This window comes from Methylobacterium segetis (genome assembly GCF_004348265.1).
Taxonomy (GTDB): Bacteria; Pseudomonadota; Alphaproteobacteria; order Rhizobiales; family Beijerinckiaceae; genus Methylobacterium; species Methylobacterium segetis.
In genome coordinates this window covers 1-14,167 of record NZ_SMNT01000123.1, presented here as the reverse complement: position 1 = coordinate 14,167, position 14,167 = coordinate 1, and the positions used below count along the sequence as shown (strand labels likewise).

The window sequence follows — 14,167 nt, the reverse complement described above, 5'->3', positions numbered from 1 at the left end:
GTGCTTCGCCTGGCCGGGTGCCGCCTTACTGGCGGGGGCAGGGCTCGGCGGCGCCGCCTCGGCCGCCGCGGTCGCGGCAGCCGGGGCGTCGGCCTTCGCGCCCTGGCCGCCCGCGTTCGACGGTGCCGCCTGCGTGTCGGTATTCGCCTCCGCGCCGGATGCGTCGCCCTTGCCCTTGTTCTGGCCGGGGGCGGCGGCACTCGCGCCGGGATGGCTCGTCTCCGCCGCTTCTCCCCCTGCGGCTGCCACGCCGGTCTCGGCCTCAGCCGGTTTGGACGGGCCGGGCGTTTCGGATTCCGCGCGCTCTCCGGCGGACCGCTCCGAGCCGCCCTTCTGATCGTCTGCCTGACCCTTGTCCTTCTGGCCCTTGTCCTTCTCGGCCTTCGCGTCCTGGCCGGTGTCCCCGATGGCCTTGTCGCGCGATGAGGACGAGTCCGAGCGTCCGTCCTCGCCGCGAAGCGCGGAGACGAGCCAGGGGCTCTGGCCCGAACCGCCCTGGGTGGAGGCCTGGGACGCGGTCTGCGTCGTGGTCTGGGAGGTGGATTGTGCCGAGCCCTGCGGCGGGCCGGAAGAACCGGTATCCTCGGACGAGACGGCGGATGCGCTGCCCGCCTTCGCAGCCCCGTGCCCGTCCCCGTCGCCGGGGTCGCGGCTCCCACCCTCGGAGCGGGGATCGGCGGTCGCCGGCCGGCCCGCGCCGAGGAGCAGGCTCCCCTCCGCGGAACGCGGCGTCCCCGCCTCTTCGGATGCGCCGGGCACGGGTCTGTGCGCCGCCGCGAGCTTCGGGAGTTCGGGAGTCTCCACGACGGGTTCGGCCCGGCTCTGCGGGGCCCCGCCCGGCCGCTCGGGTCCCGCGGCGGCAACGTCTCCCCGTTGGCCCGAGATCTCGGTGTCGAGGGCCGACCCGTGGCGGATCGTTCCCGGCTCCCCGCGGCCGGACCCGGCTGGCGAGCCGGCCGGAGGTGCCTCGGCCGGGGCGGCAGCCTGGCTCGCGCCGCCGGCCGGATCGGTCGCGAGCAGATCCGGATCCGCCCTGCGGTCGATCTCGTCGGCGGCCGCCGCCTGCGCGGCGAAGATCATCGCGGAGAACACGATCGCTTCGATCTGCCGGCGGTGATCGTCTCCCCGGTGGGTGTCGCCGGGACCGCCCGGTTTCGCCGGCTGAACGTCCGCCGGTGAGGCTGCCGATGTGGCGGTGCCCGGCGGAAGGGGGGGCGCGAACCCGTCCGGGCCGAGGGTTTCGAGCTCGCTCGCGGCGGCGTCCTCGGAGGAGAGGATCAGCGCCGCCGCCGCGACGAGGGCCGCCAGCAGGGCCGCCGGATGGACCACGAGCTTGGTGCCGGCGCCCGCATGCGGCATCGGCAGGAGCGCCGGGTTCCGGACCGCGATCTCGTCGAGGAGGGCGCGGAAGTCGGTCCCGCGCATCGGATGGTCCAGGACCTCGGACGCCACCACGTAGCTGCCGTCGATCCGGGCGAAATGCATGATGGCGTCGCCGTCGGGGCGGCAGAAGACGAACCAGGGATCGGCCTCGTCGCTCAAGCCCTGCTCGCTGGTGATCCGCATCCCGGCCCGGATCAGGGCGGCCTCGACCCGGTAGAACTCGGCGAGTTCCTGCGGGGACCACGCGCCCTGGGTCGTCGAGGCAGGCCGGAAGAAGGAGATTACCGCAGCCATGTCGACCTCACTCCCAGGAGCCGGGCGGCCGCGCGGCGGCGGGGCCGCGCCTCCCGGTCCGCGCCGGCGCCTGTCGTTCCGAGCCGAGTCTAGCGCTCATGGAAGGCGCGTCCCATCGCGTCGAAGAAGGGGGCGACCATGAAGTCGAACGCCGTGCGCTCGCCGGCCGAGACGACCACCTCCGCGGGGAGGCCGGCCAGCAGGCGCCGCCGGACCTCGTCCGGGACCTGCTGCTCGTCGAGTTCCACGATGCCGGAGAAGTAGGGCTGGCGGGTGGCGTCGTCGATCAGGCGGTCGCGCGAGACGGTCTTGAGCGTGCCGAACATCGCCGGGGTCCGGCGCGTCTGGAAGGTGGGGAACTTGACCTCGGCCCGCATGCCGGGATGGATCGTCTCCAGGTCGTTGGGCGAGAACTGGACGCTGATCACGAGCCGGTCCGTGACCGGCACGATCTCCATCAAGGGCTCGCCCGAGCGGATCACCTGCCCGATCGTGTAGACCTTCAGGCCCTGGACGACGCCGCCATGCGAGGCGCGGACCTCGTGCCGCCGCAGGACATCCTGGGCGACGAGGAGCTTCTCGCGCAGTTCCGCGATCTTCTGGCGGGTCTCGAGGAGCTGGGCCGTCACGGATTCCTGCTGCTTCTGTCGCAGCTGCGTGATCTGCATCCCGGCCTCGCCGATGGCGTTCTGCGCCTTGGCGGTCTCGGCCACCGAGCGCCCGATCACGCCTTCGAGGCGCGTGCGCTCGCGCTCCATGACGAGCAGCCGCGAGAGCGGGATGAGGTTCTTGTCGCGCAGGGCGCGCAGGCCCTCGAGCTCCTGATTGATGAAGCCCACCTGCTCCTGCACGGAGGTCTTCTCGACCGCGAGGCCCGCCATCTCGGTCTTCAGCTGCGTCACGCGGGCCTCGATCAGGTCGAGCTGCGAGCGGAGCGAGCGGCGCCGCTCCGCGAGCTGCTCCGCCTGGTCGCGGATCAGCCGCGCGATCGGGGCCTCGGCCCGGCGGGCGGCGAGGTCCGGCGGCACCTCGAGCTCGCGGGCCTCGCCCTGCTCGGCCCGCAGGCGCGCTTCGAGGATCAGGGCGGCGTCGAGCTGGCTCCGGAACAGGTCCGCGCTGGCACGGGATTGGAGCGGGTCGATGCGCAGGAGGACGTCGCCCTCGCGCACGCTCTGGCCGTCCTTCACCAGCACGTCCTGGACCATGCCGCCCTCGAAATGCTGGACGACCTTGCGGCTGCCCTCGGCGATGATCACGCCCGGGCTGATCACGGCCCGGTCGAGGCGGGTGACGGCTGCCCAGGTGCCGAGCACCCCGAAGGTGGCGAAGATCAGGGCGTAGCCCGCGACGGCGTAGCGCCGCCAGCTCGACAGGCCGTCGAGCCCTGCCGGCTCGGCCGTCGCGCCCTCCGGTTCGCCCGCTCGCCGCGACGGGCGGAGAGCGGGCAATCCGACGGCAGTCGCAGGCGCCGACCCGTTCGCCATGGCGTCAGCCCGCCGCTGCCCGGGGGGTGTCGGTGCCTGTCACCGGCACGAGGGATGGGACCTGCCGCGGGCCGACGATCTGCGGGAGCACCTGCTCCGCCGCGCCGAAGGCCTGCACCGCGCCCCCGCTCATCACCAGCACCTCGTCGGCGCCGGTCAGGATGCTGAGCTTGTGGGTGACGATGATCACCGTCGTGCCCTCCTCACGCAGCGCGGCCACCGCCTCCATCAGCGCCGCCTCGCCCGCCTGATCGAGGCTCGCATTCGGCTCGTCGAGCACGACGAGGCTCGGGCGCCCATAGAGCGCCCGGGCGAGGGCGATCCGCTGGCGCTGGCCTCCGGACAGGCCGTGCCCTCCGGGTCCGATCCGCGTGTTGTAGCCGTCCGGCAGGCCCTGGATCAGCGCGTGGCAGCCCGCCTTCCGCGCCACCGCGATGATCGCGTCCTCGTCCTCGTCCTCGGCGGAGAAGCGGGCGATGTTCTGCGCCACCGTCCCGTCGAACAGCTCCACGTCCTGCGGCAGGTAGCCGATATGGCGCCCGAGCGCCTGCGGATCCCAGTGGCCGAGTTCCGACCCGTCGATCCGCACGGCGCCCGAAAGGAGCGGCCAGACGCCCGTGATCGCCCGGACCAGGGTCGACTTGCCCGCGGCGCTCGGGCCGATCACCCCGACCACGCGGCCGGGCTCGATCGCGAAGCTGACGTCGCGCAGGATCGGCACGCCGGAGCCGGGTGCCGCGACGGACACCGACTCGGCCTGGATCCGCCCCTCCGGCCGCGGCAGGACCACGCGGTGCGGCTCCGGGCCGGCGACGGAGACGAGCTCCGTCAGGCGGCGGTAGCCGGCGCGGGCGGCCGTGAAGCCCTTCCAGTTGGCGACGACGAGCTCGATCGGCGCCAGCGCCCGCCCGATGATGATCGAGGCGGCGATCATCGACCCGGCCGAGATCTCCCGGTGGATGGCGAGGTAGGCGCCGACCCCGAGGACCATCGTCTGCAGGAACATGCGCACGAAGCGCGTCGCCGCGACGACGATGCCGGCCCGGTCGCTCGCGAGCGCCTGGAGCAGCAGAACCTCGTCGTGGCGGACCCGCCAGAGCTCGCGCAGCGAGGCGAGCATCCCCATCGCGTGCAGGACCTCGCCGTTCCGGAACGTGGCCCGCGCCTGCTGCCCGGCCGCGCCGGAGGCGTGGTTCGCCGCCTCGAGCGCCCGCCGGGTCGCGATCTCGTTCACGAGCGTCAGCCCGAGGATCACGCCCCCTCCGATCAGCGCCATCCATCCGAACCAGGGATGCAGGATGAAGCAGGCGATGAGGAAGATCGGCGTCCACGGCACGTCGCAGAAGGCCAGGAGGCCGCTACCCGTGAGGAATTCCCGCAGGGTGTCGACGTCGCGAAGGGCCGTCTCGTGGCCGGCGCCGGGCCTGCGCAGGGTGCCGCGATGGACCGCGTCGAAGACCGGCCCCGCGATCTTCCGGTCGAAGATCATCCCGCCGCGGACCAGGATGCGCGCGCGCAGCAATTCCAGCGCCGCGTAGACGGCGAGGGCGAAGGCGGCGATCAGCGTGATGCCGAACAGGGTCGTCTCGTTCCGGCTCGACAGGACCCTGTCGTAGATCTGCAGCATGTACAGAGGGCTGACGAACAGAAGAATGTTGATGAAGAAGCTGAAGATGAACGCCGTCGCCAGCATCGGCCGCATCGACCGGAGGCCGTGGCTCAGCACGGATGGGGTGTCATGACTGCCCATGGCGGCGACCGATCAGGCGTGTGGGTGAGGATCGTCCAAGGCCCGGCGCGTTGCACCTCAAGGTTCGAGATGTCGGAAAACGGGTCGGGTGTCCATCGCTCGCTCCCTGCAGATCCGCCGGGCCGCCGAGAGGTCTCCGCACAGACCGCCCGCGCTCGACGATCCGTCCGGTTTCGGCCGTCGATCTTGGATCATAGGGCAGGGTAGAACGATTCCAAGCGCAGTCGTGTCCGGGATGCCCTGCACGAGACCTGATCTGGACAGCGATCGGGGGGTGAGCCTATATAGATATTACTGTACAGAGCGGGACGGCGCGCCGGGACCGAGCGAGGGGACGTCTTCACCGTGTATGCCCATCATCAGCGCCTGGATTCCGAGGAAGTCCAGGAATTGCGCCGGGAAGGCGGACGGTTCCTGAAGGACTTGCGGGAGGCGCGCGGCCTCTCTCAGCGGCAGCTCGCGACGCTGGTCGGTGCCGAATACTACACCTTCATCTCTCAGCTTGAGACGGGCCGCGGCCGAATTCCGCCCGACCGCTACCGCGCCTGGGCGGACGCGCTCGGCGTCGAGCCGCGGCACTTCGTCCAGACCCTGATGCGCTTCTACGACCCGCTGACCCACGAGATCCTGTTCGGCCGGGAGGCGGCCCCTGCCGGCTGAAACCTGCGCGGGCGGAGCCCGCGGGGGTCAGCCCGCCTGACTCTCCAGCAGCGAGGTGCCGAGCGAGGCGGCCAGGAAGGAGCGGGCGCGGCTGACCCGGCTCTTCACGGTCCCGGTCTGGCAGCCCATCACCTCGGCCGCCGCCTCGTAGGTCAGGCCCTGCGCGCCCACGAGCAGCAGGGCCTCGCGCTGGGGCGGGGGCAGCTTGGCGATCTGGCCCCAGATCGTGCGCAGGTCCGATCCGTGCTCCTGCGCGGCGGGTGCGGTCAGCTGGGCGGCCATGGCGCCGTCCGCGTCCTCCACCTCACGCTTGCGCTTGCGGCATTCCGTGTAGAACTGGTTGCGCAGGATGGTGCACAGCCAAGCCTTCAGGTTCGTGCCCGGCACGAAGCGGTCCTGCGCCGCCCACGCCCTCAGCACGGTCTCCTGCACGAGGTCGTCGGCGCGCGTGGCATCCGCGACGAGCGACAGCGCGAAGGTCCGCAATCCGGGACGCGCCTCGATCAGCCCCTCGCGAACGGCCTCGGCATGTCCGCTCCGGGTGGCCAGCACGCCGTCGAGCTTCGCGATCAGGTCGAGCAGGTGCTGCGGCGGCCGGGCGCTGGCCAGCGCGCCGTAGGCCGCCTGCAACTGGGCGCCGAGATGATCCAGGACGGCCGCGGGCAGGAGGGGCGGCGCAGGCGCCTCCGCCACTTCCGGGTGATCCAGACCGAGCCCGCCGGCGATCAGCATGTCCGTCAACCTGTGTCCTTTCGCAGGGCGTCCGGCCTTGGAATAGGCCCGGCATCCTGACTGTACAGTGAACATCTAACTCGCCAAGGGGGAGGGATCGTTCCCTGGGATGCTCGCGTTGCGCCCCTCGTCCGCAGCCCAGCCGGTCGAGAGAATGCCGAGACCCGTGACCTACCGCATCGTCGACGACCCGGACGGGCTATTCGCCGTCGCGGCCCTCTCGTCGTCCGGAGCCCTGTACCGGCGCGGCGGGTTCCGGACGCTCGCCGAGGCGGAGCGCTGCATCGAGGATCTTCGCGCCGCGATGGTCGCCTGCGGCGCCCCCCTCGTCCGCTGGGAGGGCGGGGTCGCTGCCCGCAGGCCGCCGTCCCGGTAGGGGGTGTCACCGAGGATCGCCCGGAAGCGGGCGGCCCGCGTCTGATTGGCGGGACCGAGGCTCCCGTGGTGCCGGCTTGCCGGACATTGCCACCGCCGAACGGGAAGACCGATGTCCGGGCGCCGTGCCGGAAAAGCCGGTCGAACGGGTAGCGCTGGAGAGTGCCGCGGATCGAGAGGTCCCGCTTCCCGGACCGCACCCGGTCCGCGGGTACGCCCCCGGCGCCGAACCCGCCGGGCGCTCACGCGTTCCCCGTGCAAGGGTGGGGTGGAGACGACCGATGCAGGCTCAGGAGCAGGTCAAGTGGATGACGTTGCCGGAGATCGCTCTGGAGCGTCACATCACGCTGCGTGAGGCGGAGGACTTGGTCCAGGCGCGCAAATGCCCGCGCGTCTTCAAGACCGACACCACCCTTTACCTCATCTGACCGAATGCGAGGGGCATCGCGCCCGCCCGGCCGGGATCATCGCGGTGACGGGCGGCCCTCGGGCAGGAGAAGGAGGCGCGCCCACGCTCGGCGGGCGCGCCCGAGTTGGTTCGCGGGTCTCGGGAAACGAACGCGGCTGCTCTAGCCCACCTCGCCGCCGCGATCCGTAGCGGCGCGGCCACAGCCGCGAACCCGCTCCTGTCATCGATCCGTCATGCGCTGCGCCGAAGGAGGGAGGAACATCCGCCGACCGGCCGCGCGGCACGGTCGTTAAGTTTCCGTTAACCTTTGCCGCGCACCAAATGAGCCGGTGCTTCGGCGCAGAAGAGGCAACATGGCTCAGCGCTTCCACTTCGACCTGACCGATGGCAGCCGCACCCTGCGCGACCGGGCGGGCACGCTGGCACCCGACGTCGATCGGGCGCTCGTTCAGGCCCTGATGGCGATCAAGGAGATGCGCGAGAGCGGCGAGCTCGCCACCCTCGGTGACGGCTGGCAGATGGTCGTGCGCGACACGAGCGGCACCGTCCGGCAGGTCTTCCTGATCCAGTGACGCGCCGGGGGCTCCGGCCTCGACGTGCCGAGCCGCCTGTCCCGCCACTCAGAGCCGCGCATCGTCAGTCGCAAGGCCGTGCGCTCCGGCGCCCGTCCGAGAAGGGCCGTTCCGGTAATATCCAAGGCGAGAGCAAGCGGGAATTTTGGTCGGAGTGGCAGGATTTGAACCTGCGACCCCCACGTCCCGAACGTGGTGCGCTACCAGACTGCGCTACACTCCGAAGGCCGGCGTCTCCGCCGGCGAGCGGGCTTATAGCCGGGGCATTCCCGGCCCGCAAGCGAATCATTGCCGTATCGTCGCGACGGGCTCAGGCGAGGTCTCGCGGCCAGTCCGAGGGCAAGGCGCGCAGGGCGACGGCGATCCCGGCTCCCTCGACCGCCACCGCACCGACGGTGCCGGCGCCCGGCTCGAGATGGCCGAGCGTCCAGGCGCCCGGCTTGCCCTCCTGCCGCAGGAGCGCGGCGGGCGCGGGCGGCAGCGAGACGCTGAAGCGCGACAGCGGCATCGCGAGCCCGGCCCCCAGCGCCTTCACGAAGGCTTCCTTTCGCGTCCAGCAGGCCATGAAGGCGAAGAGGCGCTCCGAGTCCGGCAGGGCGGCGAGGGCCGCCGCCTCGTCGGGAGCGAAATAGGTCCGTGCGACCCGTCCCAGATCCGGCATCGGGCGCAGCACCTCGACGTCGACGCCGATCCGGCCGGCAGGCGACAGGGCGACGAGCGCCCGTTCCCCCGAATGCGAGAGGTTGAAATCGAGGCCGGCCGCGTCGGCGAGCGCCGGCTTGCCCCCGGGACGGGCCGTGAAGGCGAGGTTCTTCGGTGCGCGGCCGCAGGCCCGGCCGAGGATGACGCGCAGGGCCGCGTGGCTGGCGACATGCCGGGTCCGGTCCGGGGGCCTCAGGAATCGGGCCGCCCGCGCCCGCTCCTCGGCGGAGAGGATCGCCGCGCAGCCGGCGAGGGCGGTCTCCGTGAGGGCGAGATCGATGGACCAGACGCAGGGGCCGGCGAGCGGACCCGGTTCCGCAGTCGCGAAGGCTCCGCCGCTCACGGGCGCGCCGCCCGCGCGCCGTGCCCCATGGCGGGGGGCCGGCCTGTCGAGGCATGATGCCGGCTGGACGGGGCGTGATGCCGGCTTGGCGGGGGAGACGGCATGCGGGAGCTCGGGGGAGGGGGGCTGGTGAGGATCGTCGATGGCGTCCGCCGCCGCAAGGCTCGGCGCCCGGCATGAGCGGGGTCACCGGGGAGCGGGCCTCGGCCGGCCTCGACCTGCCGAGCCTTCAGGACCGCCGCGCCCGCTACGGCGTCTTCTTCGCGACCTACCTCTATCAGGGTCTCGTCGCGGGCTTCTCCCTCACCGCGCTCGCCAACCACCTCGCCGCGCTCGGGCTGCCCGCCTCCGAGGTCGGGCTGCATTTCGCCATCGCGGGCCTGCCCTGGACGTTGCAGCCGATCCTGTGGGGACCTCTCGTCGACCGGGCGAGCCGCGCGCGGATGGGGCGCCGTCGGGTCTGGAGCGTGGTCGCCATCCTCGGCGGGCAGGCTGCCCTCGCCGGCCTCCTGCTCCTGCCGGGGCCGCAGGCGCTGGGCGCCCTCGGCCTCGTCTTCCTCCTGCACAGCGTGTTCGCGGCCCTGCTCGACACGGCCTGCGACCGCCTCGTCATGGATCACGTGCCGGAGGCGGAGCTCGGCCGCACCAGCGCCTGCACCCGTGGCGGCTTCGTCGTCGGCACGAGCCTCGGCGCGGCCCTGTTCGGCTGGACCCTCGCGGCCTACGGGTTCCGGGAGAGCGTGCAACTGCTTCTCCTTCTCAGCGCCTGCGCGGCCCTGCCCGCCCTGCTCGTGCGCGAGGCGCCGGGGGACGCGCTCCTCTCGCTCGGCCGGCATCCACTCGTCGCCGCGGCGGTGCGCCCGCTCCCGTTCCGGCGGTTCCTGCGCCGGCTCCGCCTGGGCTTGAGCCGCCCGCGGGCGCTGCGCCTGATCGGCCTGTGCTTTGCGATCGATGGGGCGCTCGCGGCGTTCGAACTGCGCTTCGGCGTCGATCTGGTGCAGGGATACGGCTGGGACGCGGCGGCCCTCTCCCGCGTGCAGGCCGGGCTCGCCCTGCTCGGCGGCACCGCAGGCGCCCTCGCGGTCGGCCTGTGGGCGGACCGTGCGGGCCCGCTGCCGGCCCTGCGCCATCTCTGCCGCGCCAGCGCCACGGCCTTCCTCATCGCCGCCGGCCTCGTCGCGGCGGGGCTCGCGGGCACCGCCGGCCCCGCGATCCTCGGGCTGACGAACGTGCTGCCGGGCCTCCTCGTCGTCGCCCTCGTGCCGGCGCTCATGCGGGCGAGCCGCGGCCGTGTCGGCGCGGCGACGGAGTTCGAGGTCTACATGGCGACCATGAATCTGGGCTCGGTCACGGGCGGGGCCGTTTCCGGCGCGCTGGCGCCGGTGCTGCCGCTTTCCCTGGTCGCGGGGCTCTGCGGGCTCGTCCTCGCGGGCTGCGCCGTGCTCGCCGGCCGCCCGCATCTCATTCTCCGCCCGGCCCGGGAGCCGCAGCGGCCCTCACCCTAGGCCGGATTCTTGCCGGCGGAGGGCGGCGACAGGCGCGTCGGACAAGAGCCCGACCCCCGCAGGACGCAGACCGCGAGATAGCCGAGCTGTGCGGCGGCGAGGCTGCCGTAGAAGAGGGCGAGCCCCGTGTACCAGGACAGATCCTGGCGCAACGTCGTCACCGCGGCCGCGGCGGCGGCGAGCGGGGCTAGCACGGAGAGGGCCGCGAGGGGCCGGATCGAGGAGTGCGGCATTCCCGAACGTCGGACTCGTCAGGTCGATACGGTCGAGTATAGCGCGCCGCGCCGAGGGACCGTAGACGCCCAGGGTTGAAAATCCGCAACTTTCGCCCGGTCGGTCCCGAACAGTACAACTTTCCGATGTGGCGAGTGGCCGTGATGGCCGGCGGCGCGATTCACTGGGCAGGGTGAGGCGCGCCACTCACGATTGCTGTCCGAGCGTCGCGCCCGCCCCCGAACATCTGAGGCGGGCGACGCCTCAGCCCGCGTAGACCGTGCTCGCGCTCTGCGGAAACTTCTCGGCGAGCGCCCGGCGCAGCTTCTCCAGCGCCCGGTTCTCGATCTGGCGGACGCGCTCCTTCGAGATTCCGAGCCGGTGGCCGAGGGCTTCGAGCGTCGCCTGATCCTCGGCGAGGCGGCGCTCCTGCAGGATGCGCAGTTCGCGCTCCGACAGAACGGTCAGCGCCTGCTGCAGCCAGATCAGACGCCGCTCGCCGTCGACGGCGGCGGAGACGGTCTCGTCGGGGAGGGCGGCACCGTCGACGAGGAAGTCCATGCGCTCGGACGACGCCTCGCTCTCCTCGCCCACGGGCGCGTTGAGGGACATGTCGGGACCCGAAAGCCGCGCATCCATCAGCGCCACGTCCTCCCGCGAGACGCCGATGGCGGTGGCGATGCGGCGGTGGATCTCGTCGCCGACGCGCTCCTCCGTCGATTGCATCAGCCGGGCCCGCAGCCGGCGCAGGTTGAAGAACAGGGCCTTCTGGGCCGAGCTCGTCCCGCCGCGCACGATCGACCAGTTGCGCAGGATGTAGTCTTGGATCGAGGCGCGGATCCACCACGTCGCGTAGGTGGAGAAGCGGACCTCCCGCTCGGGCTCGAAGCGGGCCGCAGCCTCCATCAGGCCGACATGGCCCTCCTGCACGAGGTCGGCCATGGGCAACCCGTAATGGCGGAAGCGTCCGGCCAGCGCGATGACGAGGCGCATATGTGCCGAGATCAGGCGGTGGAGGGCGCGCTCGTCGCGTTCGTCCTTCCAGCGCAGGGCGAGGCCGCGTTCCTCATCACGCGCGAGGAAGGGCGCCTCCATGGCAGTCCGTATGAACTGCCGCCGGATCCCTGCAATTTCCGCCATCCCCGCCTCGCCTCTTCGTTCGAGTGCTGATTACGGCAGGAGCCACACCCGAGACGCCGGACGGCGCCGGCAGGGACCCACGCCAGGCAACCGACAACGGAAGCACCGGCGCGAAGGTTCCGTCCCTCGCGACGAAGATGGCTTCGGTGGGACCGAAGTCCGTGCGCGAGAGCCGGATAACCGGCCGCGAGATCGATCCCAAACATGATCTAGGGCGCGGATGACGGGACGACGACGGGTCGCGCGCGGCAGGCAAGCGCACGAAAAAGGCCCGGTGCTCGCGCACCGGGCCTGAAGGCATCCGCCGAGGAAGATCCGCCTCAGGCGGCCTCCTCCTGCAGGTCGTCGCCGTCGGTTTCCGCGTCCGCCTCGGCCTCGTTCTTGGCGCGGCGGGGCGACTTGGCGAGGCTCTGCTCGATCAGCTTCAGCGCCTCGGTCTCGGTGATGCGGTTGACCGAGGAGATCTCGCGCACGACACGGTCGAGGGCCGCCTCGTAGAGCTGGCGCTCGCTGTAGGATTGCTCGGGCTGCGCGTCGGAGCGGAAGAGGTCGCGCACCACCTCCGTCACCGAGAGCAGGTCGCCGGAATTGATCTTGGCCTCGTATTCCTGCGCGCGGCGCGACCACATGGTGCGCTTGATGCGGGCGCGGCCGGTCAGCACGTCCAGGGCCTTCTTGACGACGTCCGGCTCGGCGAGCTTGCGCATGCCGACGCTGTTGGCCTTCGCGGTCGGGACCCGGAGAACCATCTTGTCCTTCTCGAACGAGACGACGAACAGCTCCAGCTTGTAGCCGGCGATCTCCTGCTCCTCGATCGCGACGATGCGACCGACGCCGTGAGCCGGGTACACGACCGCTTCGCCGGTCTTGAAGCCTTGGCGGCCTGCCGTCGTCTTCTTGGCTGTGGTCATGCGAGAAGGGCCTCCAAACATGGCGCGGGCGCGAGAGAGCCACGCCGAATCCGTTTCTCCGGGGTGGGACACCCGGCCTTTGCCGCCGACCGCGGACCCGCTACCCGAGCGGGTGAGCGAACCATCGGTTCCCTGGCGCGACCGAACACACGAACCACGACGAGATCGGCCACCGAAAGCAGGGCGCCTTCAGCGGTCGATCGCATGCAACCCCGTTATCCATGGAACGCCCTGGAATCGCGTCAGGCGGATGAGGGAGCACGTCAGGCACGAGCGACGGCAGACCTCTTGTGTATCACAATCCGGCCGCCGAATCAAAGGATTGCCGACTGACGCGCGCGCGCAGGCGCGCCCTGTGCCGAGTTGTGCACGGGGAGAGATGACGGGGCAGGAGGCCCTCGGAATGCCTGCCTTGCGCCGGGTGCAACTGGCCGGCGAGCGGGGCGGGAGACGGCGTCCGCACCGCGCCGGGGCGTCGTCCCCGGCCGGTCATCGCTGCCCGCGGCAGCGGTGGGAAGTTCTCAGTCGCCCGCGCCGGGGTTCGACGAGAAATGCGCCTCGAACTTGTCCGACACGCCGTCCCATTCCTTCGCGTCGGTGGGCGCGTCCTTCTTCTGCGTGATGTTCGGCCAGCGCTTGGAATAGTCCGCGTTGACCTTGAGCCAGCTCTCAAGGTTCGGCTCGGTGTCGGGCTTGATCGCCTCGGCCGGGCATTCGGGCTCGCAGACGCCGCAATCGATGCACTCGTCGGGGTGGATGACGAGCATGTTCTCGCCCTCGTAGAAGCAATCCACCGGACAGACCTCGACGCAGTCCATGTACTTGCACTTGATGCAATTGTCGGTGACGACGTAGGTCATGGGCTGTTTTTCGTCCTCGATCCGCACCGGCGAGGCGGGTTGCGGGGCCTAGTGCCCCCTCCGCAGCCTTCGCGCCCGATATGCGGATGCTCGCGCCTGGAAATTCGTCCGGGGCCGCGGCCCCTGATTTCGAACGGCTCTAGCTCTTGGGCGGTGTGCTGACAAGCGTGCAGGCGCCGCATCGCACCGGAGCGCCGCCCTGTGTCGCGCGCCTGCAATATGGGGGCGCCGCCCCATCCCCGGATTTCTCGCCGACCCGACCGGACTCCTAGGCCTGTTCGGGCGGCCCGTCCGCGGCGAGATCGACGTAGAGGCGCCGCGCCTCGGGCGCGGGACCGCGGCGCTCGCCGAGATCGGCCACCCGCACGAGGGCAGTGACGTGGGCGGCGGCCACCGTGATCACGTCGCCCACGACGAGGCCCTTGGCCGGGGCCTCGGCCCTGCGTCCGTTCACGCGGACATGGCCCTCCGCCACGAGGCGGGCGGCGAGCGAGCGCGTCTTGGCGAAACGGGCGAACCAGAGCCACTTGTCGAGGCGCTGCCGCTCCACCTTCATGCCGCCCGCTTCCTCCTCGGATCAGCGCTTCCCGCTATCGCCGGATTCGAGCTGCGCCTTCAGGGCGGCGAGCTTGGCGAAGGGCGAATCGGGATCGGGCGCGCGCTCGCGGCGCGGCGGGCGCTGGTCCTCGCGCGGCCCGGCATGCCGGTTCTCCTCGCGGCGGTCGGGACGGCCGCGGCCGCCCTCGAACCGGTCGCGACGTCCGCCGCCCTCGCGGCGCCCCTCGCGCTCGCCCTGAGCCGGGCGGTTGCGGCCCTCGGCTCCCTGCGCGCGCT

At 71.8% G+C, this 14,167-nt stretch carries 15 protein-coding genes, 1 tRNA gene and 1 pseudogene; 5 read left to right on the top strand and 12 right to left on the bottom strand.

All coding sequences use genetic code 11. The annotated features are described in order from the left end of the window. The 3 genes and pseudogenes from E1J50_RS23085 to E1J50_RS23075 form a co-directional block, all read right to left on the bottom strand. Positions 1-1,677 (bottom strand): annotated as a pseudogene (locus E1J50_RS23085) (hypothetical protein); the annotation flags it as partial. An 89-nt stretch (positions 1,678-1,766) separates the two neighbouring features. Then, positions 1,767-3,161 (bottom strand): HlyD family type I secretion periplasmic adaptor subunit, encoded by a 1,395-nt coding sequence (locus tag E1J50_RS23080; RefSeq protein ID WP_132256112.1) that lies wholly within the window; start codon positions 3,159-3,161, stop codon positions 1,767-1,769. 4 nt (positions 3,162-3,165) lie between these two features. After that, positions 3,166-4,911 (bottom strand): type I secretion system permease/ATPase, encoded by a 1,746-nt coding sequence (locus E1J50_RS23075; protein ID WP_132256111.1) that lies wholly within the window; start codon positions 4,909-4,911, stop codon positions 3,166-3,168. Between the two features lie 345 nt (positions 4,912-5,256). Between E1J50_RS23075 and E1J50_RS23070 the strand changes: the two genes are divergently transcribed. Next, positions 5,257-5,571: a helix-turn-helix domain-containing protein gene (locus E1J50_RS23070; RefSeq protein ID WP_132256110.1), complete on the top strand. Its 315-nt coding sequence runs from the start codon at positions 5,257-5,259 to the stop codon at positions 5,569-5,571. Between the two features lie 27 nt (positions 5,572-5,598). Here E1J50_RS23070 and E1J50_RS23065 read toward each other — a convergent pair whose 3' ends face one another. Beyond that, positions 5,599-6,303 (bottom strand): sigma-70 family RNA polymerase sigma factor, encoded by a 705-nt coding sequence (locus E1J50_RS23065; RefSeq protein WP_132256109.1) that lies wholly within the window; start codon positions 6,301-6,303, stop codon positions 5,599-5,601. Between the two features lie 154 nt (positions 6,304-6,457). On the opposite strand from E1J50_RS23065, the gene E1J50_RS23060 reads away from it, so the two are divergent. From E1J50_RS23060 to E1J50_RS23055, 3 genes are all read left to right on the top strand, one after another. After that, the gene (locus E1J50_RS23060) at positions 6,458-6,679 is read left to right on the top strand and encodes a hypothetical protein (RefSeq protein WP_132256108.1); all 222 of its coding nucleotides are present in this window, start codon (positions 6,458-6,460) and stop codon (positions 6,677-6,679) included. A 280-nt stretch (positions 6,680-6,959) separates the two neighbouring features. Beyond that, positions 6,960-7,106 (top strand): hypothetical protein, encoded by a 147-nt coding sequence (locus E1J50_RS27575; RefSeq protein WP_165937955.1) that lies wholly within the window; start codon positions 6,960-6,962, stop codon positions 7,104-7,106. A 334-nt stretch (positions 7,107-7,440) separates the two neighbouring features. Beyond that, positions 7,441-7,659, top strand: coding sequence for a DUF6894 family protein (locus tag E1J50_RS23055; RefSeq protein WP_132256107.1), 219 nt, complete (start codon positions 7,441-7,443; stop codon positions 7,657-7,659). A gap of 146 nt (positions 7,660-7,805) precedes the next feature. Here the strand turns inward: E1J50_RS23055 and E1J50_RS23050 are convergent. Next, a tRNA-Pro gene (locus E1J50_RS23050) sits at positions 7,806-7,882 on the bottom strand. Positions 7,883-7,969: 87 nt separating this feature from the next. Further along, on the bottom strand, positions 7,970-8,704 hold the full coding sequence (locus tag E1J50_RS23045) for a 4'-phosphopantetheinyl transferase family protein (protein ID WP_132256106.1): 735 nt from the start codon (positions 8,702-8,704) through the stop codon (positions 7,970-7,972). Positions 8,705-8,880: 176 nt separating this feature from the next. Between E1J50_RS23045 and E1J50_RS23040 the strand changes: the two genes are divergently transcribed. After that, positions 8,881-10,209, top strand: coding sequence for an MFS transporter (locus E1J50_RS23040; RefSeq protein WP_132256105.1), 1,329 nt, complete (start codon positions 8,881-8,883; stop codon positions 10,207-10,209). On the opposite strand, the gene E1J50_RS23035 is transcribed toward E1J50_RS23040, so the two are convergent. The 6 genes from E1J50_RS23035 to E1J50_RS23010 form a co-directional block, all read right to left on the bottom strand. Continuing rightward, positions 10,206-10,442, bottom strand: a complete 237-nt coding sequence (locus E1J50_RS23035) for a hypothetical protein (RefSeq protein WP_132256104.1) — start codon at positions 10,440-10,442, stop codon at positions 10,206-10,208. The genes E1J50_RS23040 and E1J50_RS23035 overlap by 4 nt on opposite strands. 244 nt (positions 10,443-10,686) lie before the next feature. Then, positions 10,687-11,562 carry an RNA polymerase factor sigma-32 gene (locus E1J50_RS23030; protein WP_132256103.1) on the bottom strand — a complete coding sequence of 292 codons (876 nt, stop codon included), beginning with the start codon at positions 11,560-11,562 and terminating at the stop codon, positions 10,687-10,689. A gap of 320 nt (positions 11,563-11,882) precedes the next feature. After that, on the bottom strand, positions 11,883-12,473 hold the full coding sequence (locus E1J50_RS23025; RefSeq protein WP_132256102.1) for a CarD family transcriptional regulator: 591 nt from the start codon (positions 12,471-12,473) through the stop codon (positions 11,883-11,885). Between the two features lie 521 nt (positions 12,474-12,994). Beyond that, positions 12,995-13,333, bottom strand: coding sequence for a ferredoxin FdxA (gene fdxA, locus E1J50_RS23020; RefSeq protein WP_132256101.1), 339 nt, complete (start codon positions 13,331-13,333; stop codon positions 12,995-12,997). A 268-nt stretch (positions 13,334-13,601) separates the two neighbouring features. Beyond that, positions 13,602-13,889, bottom strand: coding sequence for an RNA-binding S4 domain-containing protein (locus E1J50_RS23015; RefSeq protein WP_132256100.1), 288 nt, complete (start codon positions 13,887-13,889; stop codon positions 13,602-13,604). Positions 13,890-13,910: 21 nt separating this feature from the next. Next, positions 13,911-14,167: hypothetical protein (locus E1J50_RS23010; RefSeq protein ID WP_132256099.1), on the bottom strand; the 257-nt coding region annotated here is incomplete at its 5' end.